Genomic DNA, 6,788 nt, shown 5'->3' with positions numbered 1-6,788 from the left:
GTCCACGTCGCCAACCGCAACCGCGCCCTCGGCCGGGTCAATCAGCCGACCAAGCTCGCTGCTTGAACCGGTGGTTGACAAAGGGTGTCTCATCGGTCCTCCCCCGCGCGCGGCGACGGATAGAAGGTGCGGACCCGGTGCTCCGGGCCCACCTCGATCAGCGGCGGCAGTTCGTGCTCGCAGCGGGCGTCCCCGCGCACCGGGCAGCGCGGCCAGAACGCGCAGCCGGCCGGCAGGTCCAGCGGGCTCGGCGGCGAGCCCTGGATGGCCGGCAGGTCGGCGTCGCGCTGGCCGGGCCGGGGCCGGGCGGCCAGCAACGCGCGGGTGTAGGGGTGACCGGGCGCGGCGAACACGTCGTCGACCGGGCCGTGCTCGACGATCCGGCCGCCGTACATCACGGCCACCGTGTCGGCGACCCCGGCGACCACCCCGAGGTCGTGGGTGATCCAGACAACCGCGGTGCCCATCCGCTCCTGGAGGCCGGCGACCAGCTCGACGATCTGGGCCTGGGTGGTCACGTCCAGGGCGGTGGTCGGCTCGTCGGCGATCAGCAGCGCCGGGTCGCAGGCCAGCGCCATCGCGATGACCACCCGCTGGCGCATGCCGCCGGAGAACTGGTGCGGGTAGTCGCCGACCCGCCGCGCCGCGGACGGGATGCCGACCAGCTCCAACAGCTCCACCGCCCGGTCGCGGGCCTGCCGGCGGGTCAGCCCGAGGTGCTCCTCGGCCGCCTCGGTGACCTGCCGGCCGACCGTGAGCACCGGGTTCAGCGAGGTGGACGGGTCCTGGAAGACGAACCCGACGTGCCGGCCGCGCAGCACCCGGCGCCGCTGCCGGGGCAGCGTGATGAGTTCCTCGCCGAGCAGGCGTACCCGACCGGTCACCCGGGCGGTGCGCGGTGCCAGGCCGGTGGCCGCCAGCACGCTCATCGTCTTGCCGCTGCCGGACTCGCCCACCAGGGCCAGCGTGCGGCCCGGCCGGACGGACCAGTCGACGCCGGCGACCGCGCGGGCGGGCCCACGGCGGGTGCCGAGGGTGACGGTCAGGTCCTCGACCGCCAGCACGGGCTCTCCGGTCACGCGGTGCTCCTCCTCGCCTCGCCGAGGGTCAGCTGCCGGGGGTCCAGCACGTCGCGCAGCGCGTCGCCGACCAGGTTGAACGCGAGCACGGTCAGGAAGATCGCCGCGCCGGGGAAGAAGCCGAGCCACCACGCCTCGGTGACGAAGCCCCGGCCGTCGAAGAGCATCCGGCCCCAGGCCGGCGCCGGCGGCTGCACCCCCAGGCCGAGGAAGGAGAGCGCCGCCTCGGAGAGGATGGCGAAGGCCAGCGACAGCGAGGTCTGCACGATCAGCGGCGCGGCGATGTTCGGCAGCACGTGCCGGCGGATGATCCGCAGGTCCGATGCGCCGATGGAGACCGCGGCCCGGACGAAGACCTGCTCGCGGACCGACAGCACGCCGGCCCGGGTGACCCGGGCGAAGATTGGCGTGTAGACCACCCCGATGGCGATCATCGCGGTGAGTAGCCCGGGGCCGAGGACGGCCACGATGGCCACGGCCAGCAGCAGCACCGGGAACGCGAACAGCACGTCCATGCCGCGCATGAGAACGTTGTCGACCCAGCCCTGGTAGTAGCCGGCGACCAGCCCGATGGTCGCGCCCACCAGCAGCGCGATGCCGACGCTGACCACCCCCACCTGCAGCGACACGCGGGCGGCGACCAGCACCCGGCTCAGCACGTCCCGGCCCAGCTCGTCGGTGCCGAACGGGTGCGCCCAGCTGGGCGGGTGCAGCATCTGGTCGACGTCGACGTCGTTGACCCCGGCCGGGGCGAGCCACTGCCCGGCCACCCCGACCAGCACGAGCAGCAGCAGGACGGCGGCCCCGGCCACCGCGGGCGGGTCGTGCCGCAGCGCCGACAGCGCCCGCCGGGTCCGGCTGTCGCCGATCATCGGACCCGGATCCGCGGGTCGAGGCGGGCGTAGAGGATGTCCACCAGCAGGTTCATCACCAGGAACAGTGCGGCCACCAGCAGCACCGCGCCCTGCAGGACGGGGTAGTCGCGGGCCTGCACGGCGTCGTAGGTGAGCCGGCCGATGCCCGGCCAGGCGAACAGCACCTCGACCACGATCACCCCGCCGAGCAGGCTGGCGAGTTGGACCGCGACGACGGTGACCACCGGGATCAGCGCGTTGCGCAGCACGTGCCGCAGCACCACCACCCGGCCGCGCAGTCCCTTCGCCTCGGCGGTGCGGACGTGGTCGGCGGAGAGCACCTCCAGCACGGAGGAGCGGATGAACCGGGTGAGGATGGACGCGGTGACCAGCCCGATCGTGGCGGCGGGCAGCAGCACGTGGGACAGCCAGCCGGCCGGGTCGTCGGTCAGCGCCACGTAGCCCGACGGGGGCAGCCAGCCGAGCACCCCGGCGAAGAGCAGGATGCCCATGATGCCCATCCAGAAGTCCGGCACCGACACGCCGAACTGGCTGAACACCCGGACGGCGTGGTCCAGCGCGGAGCCGTTGCGGACCGCGGCGAGCACCCCGAGCGGGAGCGCGATCAGCACCGCGATGAGCACGGCGGTCAGCGCCAGCGACAGCGTCGCCGGGAGCCGTTCCAGCACGATGGTGGTGACCGGCTGGCCGCTGCGGAAGCTCACCCCGAGGTCGCCGGTCAGCGCGTGGCCGACGTAGCTGAGGTACTGGGTGAGCAGCGGCCGGTCCAGCCCGGCGCGGGACCGCAGCGCCTCGTACGTCTGCGGGTCGAACCGGGTGCCCAGCGCCACCCGCACCGGGTCGCCGGGGACCAGTTGCAGCAGCAGGAAGACCACCAGCGTGACGCCGAGCAGGACGACGGCCGATTGGAGCAGACGACGCAGGATGAACCGGCTCACTTGGCGAGGGCGACGTCGCGGAAGCGGATCGCCCGGTCGGTGCGGGCCTGGTACCCGGTGACCTTCTTCGACCAGCCCTGCACGACGTCCGGGTTGTACAGGTAGAGGTAGCTGACGTCGTCGACGACCTGCTTGGCCACCTGGTCGTACGCCTGCTTGCGGGCGGCCTGGTCGGTCTCGGTGCGGGCCTGGTCGAGGAGCTTGTCCACGGCCGGGTTGCGGTACTTCTGGAAGTTGAAGGTGCCGCCGCTGTGGTGCTGGGCGTAGTAGAACTCGTCCGGGTCGATGTTGCCCAGCCAGCCCAGCATGAACGCGTCGAAGTTCCCCTTGGCCTGCTCGTCGAGCCACTGCGCGAAGTCGAGGGTACGGATGCGTACCGTGATCCCGACCTCCTTGAGCTGGGCGGCGATGACCTGCGCGGCGCTGACCGTCTCCGGGTACTCGCTGGTCACCATCAGTTCCATGGTCAGCCCGGTGACCCCGGCGCGGCCGAGCAGTTGCTTAGCCTGCCCCGGGTCGTGCCGGTAGGGCGCGTACTCGTAGTACCAGGCGCTGCCCTTGGGGATGGCGGTCTGGTTGGGGGTGGCCAGCCCGAACTTGGCCGCCTTGGTGATCGCGGCCGGGTCCAGCGCGAAGGCGACGGCCCGCCGCACGTTCACGTCGTCGTACGGCTTGCGGGCCTGGTTGAGGGTGAGGTACCAGTAGTCGCTCGACGGGGTGGTCCGCACCTCGAGCTCGCCACCGTCGGACAGCGACGGCACCTGCTGCGGCGGCAGGTTGTCGGTCCACTGCACCTCGCCGCCGCGCAGGTTCTGCAGGGCCACCGTGGGGTCTTTGACGAAGGTGAAGGTGACCCCGTCCAGCTTCGGCTTGTCACCCCAGTAGTTGTCGTTGCGGACCAGCTTGATGCTGTCGCCGGAGGTGTACGCCGAGACCGCGAACGGTCCGCTGCCCACCGGCTTGGTCTTGACCGCGCCGGAGGTGATGTTGGACTTCTGCACGATGGCGACGCCCTTGAAGCCGCCGAGGTTGGCCAGCAGGTTCGGGGTGGGCGCGTTGAGCGTGACGACCACGGTGGCCGGGTCGGGCGCGGTCACCGACTTCACCGAGGCGAACCGGTACGCGTTGTTGAGCTTCTCGCCGATGATCCGGTCGAAGGAGTACTTCACGTCCTGCGAGGTCAGCGGGGAGCCGTCGGAGAACTTGACCCCCTCGCGCAGGGTGAACGTCCAGGTGAGCTGGTCGTCGCTGGTCTTCCACCCGGTCGCCAGCGCCGGCTTCATCTGCAGGTTCTCGTCCGGCTCGACGAGGGTGTCGTAGACGTTCTCCAGCACCTCGAAGCTGTAGTAGGCCGAGGTCTTGTGGGGGTCGAGCTGGTCCGGCTCGCCGCCGATCGCGGCGGTCAGCACCCCGCCCGCGCCGCCGGCGGCACCGCCACCGTCCACGTCGACGCCCTTGCCCGCGCTGCACCCGCCGACCGCGACGAGGACGACGGCGAGCGTGGCGCCGGCCAGCCTGGATCCGATTCCGGACACGGTCCCCCTCCGATGCCTTGACCGAACGAGTCTGCAATCTTGGTGGGCTACCTGGACGGTGTCAATCAATCGGTGGAAAAGCCGTCCTCCGTCCGGGATGGTGCGTACCGGAGATGTCCGCTAGCGATCAGGCCGGCCCGGCGCCGGGATGAGGCATGAGCGGGGTGGCGAGGGCCCGCCGGCCGCCGCGGTGACCGTTTTCACCGACGGCGGCGGGATCGTGGCCGCCCGGACCGGCACAGGCCCCGACCAGGTTCCGCAGCTCGAGGTCGCCGGCCGGCTACGCGGCGGACCGGCGGTGGGCCCGGGGGAGCGGGGTGCCGGTGGGACCGCGCCGCTCCTCGCCGCCGGCCGTACGCTCGCGCCGCAGCCCGGTGCCGGCCAGCTCGCGGGCCCGCTCCGCGTTGCGCAGCGGCGGGCAGGGAGACGGCCGGCCGGCGCAGAGCAGGTTGCGGCAGTCGCCGCGCCCGTCGGGCTGGTGGGCGGCGGCGACGTCCTCGGCCAGCCGCCACAGCAGCGGGTCGGTCACGCCGCCCGGCAGCGGACGGGACTGGCTCGGGCGGGTACGGCTGGCCATCGGGTTGCTCCTCCGGTCGACTCCCTCCAGCATTTCCCACCGGCGGTGCGGTAGACGACACTTCGGAGGGTGACCTCGGTGACAGCGCCACGTCACGGAGGATCGGTCCGGAAATTGTCCGGCGGGGGCGGTCCGGATCGGCGGCGGCCGTTCGTCACCCTGGTGACAGCACCGAGGCCGAGGAGCGAGGTCCATGAAGTACCTGATGTTCGTCTGCACCGACACCGCGCCGGACACCGATCCCGCGCCCGAGCCCGACATCCACCGCTGGGTCGCGGAGAACGACAGCCGTGGCCGGCGGCTGACCGGTGACGTGCTGGCACCCGTGTCCGCCGCCACCACGGTCCGGGTGCGCAACGGCGAGCTGCTGCTCTCCGACGGCCCGTTCGCCGAGACCAAGGAGGTGATCGTGGGCTTCGACCTGCTCGACTGCGCCGACCTGGACGAGGCCGTCGAGGTCGCCCGCGCCCACCCGATGGCCCGCCAGGGACGGCTGGAGCTGCGCCCACTGGCCGCGCTGCCGGACCAGCCGCCGGCGTGACCGGCCCCCGTCCGACCGCGACGGCGGGCGCGGCCGTCGCGGCGGCGGGCGTCGACACGTACCCCCGGATCGTCGCCGCGCTGATCCGGGTGACCGGCGACTGGACGCTGGCCGAGGACTGTGCCCAGGAGGCGCTGGCCACCGCTTGGGAACGGTGGCCGCGCGACGGGGTGCCGGCCAACCCGGGCGGCTGGCTGATGACGGTCGCCCGCAACCGGGCGCTGGACGTGCTGCGCCGCGCCGCGGTGGAGCGGCGCAAGCTGCGCGAGCTGGCGGTGCTCGCCCTGACCGGCCCCGGCGACGAGCCGGCCACGGAGGGCACGGACCTGGTGGACGACCGGCTGCGGCTCGTCTTCACCTGCTGCCATCCGGCGCTGAGCCTGCCGGACCGGGTCGCGTTGACCCTGCGTACCGTGCTCGGCGTGCCCACCGCGGACGTCGCCCGCGCGTTCCTGGTCAGCGAATCCACGATGGCCCGGCGGCTCACCCGGGCCAAGGCCCGGATCGCGGCGGCGGGCATCCCGTACCGGGTGCCGAGCGGGCCGGCGCTCGACGAGCGGCTGCCGGGCGTGCTCGCCGTGTTCTACCTGCTGTTCACCCGGGGCTACGACGCCGACGGCGAGCCGGCGTTCGCGGCGGAGGCGATCCGGTCGGCCCGGCTGCTGGTCCGGTTGATGCCGGCGCAGCCCGAGGTCGCCGCGCTGCTGGCGTTGTTCCTGTTGCAACACTCCCGGCGGGACGCCCGGCGCGCCCCCGACGGCAGCCTGCTCACCCTGGACCGGCAGGACCGGGGCCGCTGGGACCGCCCGGCGATCACCGAGGCGCTGCGCATCCTCGACGGTGTCACCGGCGACGGCCCGTACGCCTGGCAGGCCCGCATCGCCGCCTGCCACGCCACCGCGCCCAGCGCCGCGGAGACCGACTGGCCGGCCATCGCCACCGGGTACGACGCGCTCTTCGAGCGGCAGCCGTCGCCGGTGGTCGCGCTGAACCGCGCGGTGGCGCACGGTCACGCGTACGGGGCGGCGGCGGGGTTGCGGCTGCTCACCGAGGCGCGGGCCGGCGGCGGGCTGGACGGCAATCCGCTGGCGATCGCGGCCGAGGCGCATCTGACCGCCCGGCGGGGCGACACCGGCCGGGCCGCCGCGCTGTTCGGGCAGGCCGCCGCGGCGGCGCCGTCGGCCACCGAGCGGGCGGCGTTGCTGGAGCGGGCCCGGGAGGTGGTGTCCTGACCGCCCCCGGT

At 73.4% G+C, this 6,788-nt stretch carries 7 protein-coding genes; 2 read left to right on the top strand and 5 right to left on the bottom strand.

Annotation, left to right across the window (positions count from 1 at the left end; all coding sequences use genetic code 11):
• Window positions 1-89: 89 nt before the first annotated feature.
• From AB0H57_RS29600 to AB0H57_RS29580, 5 genes are all read right to left on the bottom strand, one after another.
• Window positions 90-1,079: an ABC transporter ATP-binding protein gene (locus tag AB0H57_RS29600; RefSeq protein ID WP_357511965.1), complete on the bottom strand. Its 990-nt coding sequence runs from the start codon at window positions 1,077-1,079 to the stop codon at window positions 90-92.
• Window positions 1,076-1,951, bottom strand: coding sequence for an ABC transporter permease (locus AB0H57_RS29595; RefSeq protein WP_357511964.1), 876 nt, complete (start codon window positions 1,949-1,951; stop codon window positions 1,076-1,078). The genes AB0H57_RS29600 and AB0H57_RS29595 overlap by 4 nt, the downstream gene beginning before the upstream one ends.
• Entirely contained in the window at window positions 1,948-2,892 is a 945-nt protein-coding gene (locus tag AB0H57_RS29590) for an ABC transporter permease (RefSeq protein WP_357511963.1), read from the bottom strand. Before AB0H57_RS29590 ends, AB0H57_RS29595 begins: the two co-directional genes overlap by 4 nt.
• On the bottom strand, window positions 2,889-4,427 hold the full coding sequence (locus AB0H57_RS29585) for an ABC transporter substrate-binding protein (protein WP_357511962.1): 1,539 nt from the start codon (window positions 4,425-4,427) through the stop codon (window positions 2,889-2,891). The genes AB0H57_RS29590 and AB0H57_RS29585 overlap by 4 nt, the downstream gene beginning before the upstream one ends.
• A 280-nt stretch (window positions 4,428-4,707) precedes the next feature.
• Window positions 4,708-5,004 (bottom strand): hypothetical protein, encoded by a 297-nt coding sequence (locus AB0H57_RS29580; RefSeq protein WP_357511961.1) that lies wholly within the window; start codon window positions 5,002-5,004, stop codon window positions 4,708-4,710.
• 193 nt (window positions 5,005-5,197) lie between these two features.
• Here AB0H57_RS29580 and AB0H57_RS29575 point away from each other — a divergent pair, with 193 nt between their 5' ends.
• Together AB0H57_RS29575 and AB0H57_RS29570 are read left to right on the top strand one after the other, a co-directional pair.
• Window positions 5,198-5,545: a YciI family protein gene (locus AB0H57_RS29575; RefSeq protein WP_357511960.1), complete on the top strand. Its 348-nt coding sequence runs from the start codon at window positions 5,198-5,200 to the stop codon at window positions 5,543-5,545.
• Window positions 5,542-6,777: a sigma-70 family RNA polymerase sigma factor gene (locus tag AB0H57_RS29570; RefSeq protein WP_357511959.1), complete on the top strand. Its 1,236-nt coding sequence runs from the start codon at window positions 5,542-5,544 to the stop codon at window positions 6,775-6,777. The genes AB0H57_RS29575 and AB0H57_RS29570 overlap by 4 nt, the downstream gene beginning before the upstream one ends.
• Window positions 6,778-6,788 lie beyond the last annotated feature (11 nt).

This window comes from Micromonospora sp. NPDC050686 (assembly GCF_040654475.1).
Lineage (GTDB): Bacteria > Actinomycetota > Actinomycetes > Mycobacteriales > Micromonosporaceae > Micromonospora.
This window is presented reverse-complemented; position numbering and strand designations above follow the sequence as displayed.

What these genes read in the sequence shown, in the direction of transcription:
- AB0H57_RS29595 (WP_357511964.1), bottom strand. Translation starts at nt 1,951, where the DNA reads ATGATCGGCGACAGCCGGACCCGGCGGGCGCTGTCGGCGCTGCGGCAC.
- AB0H57_RS29580 (WP_357511961.1), bottom strand. Translation starts at nt 5,004, where the DNA reads ATGGCCAGCCGTACCCGCCCGAGCCAGTCCCGTCCGCTGCCGGGCGGC.
- AB0H57_RS29575 (WP_357511960.1), top strand. Translation starts at nt 5,198, where the DNA reads ATGAAGTACCTGATGTTCGTCTGCACCGACACCGCGCCGGACACCGAT.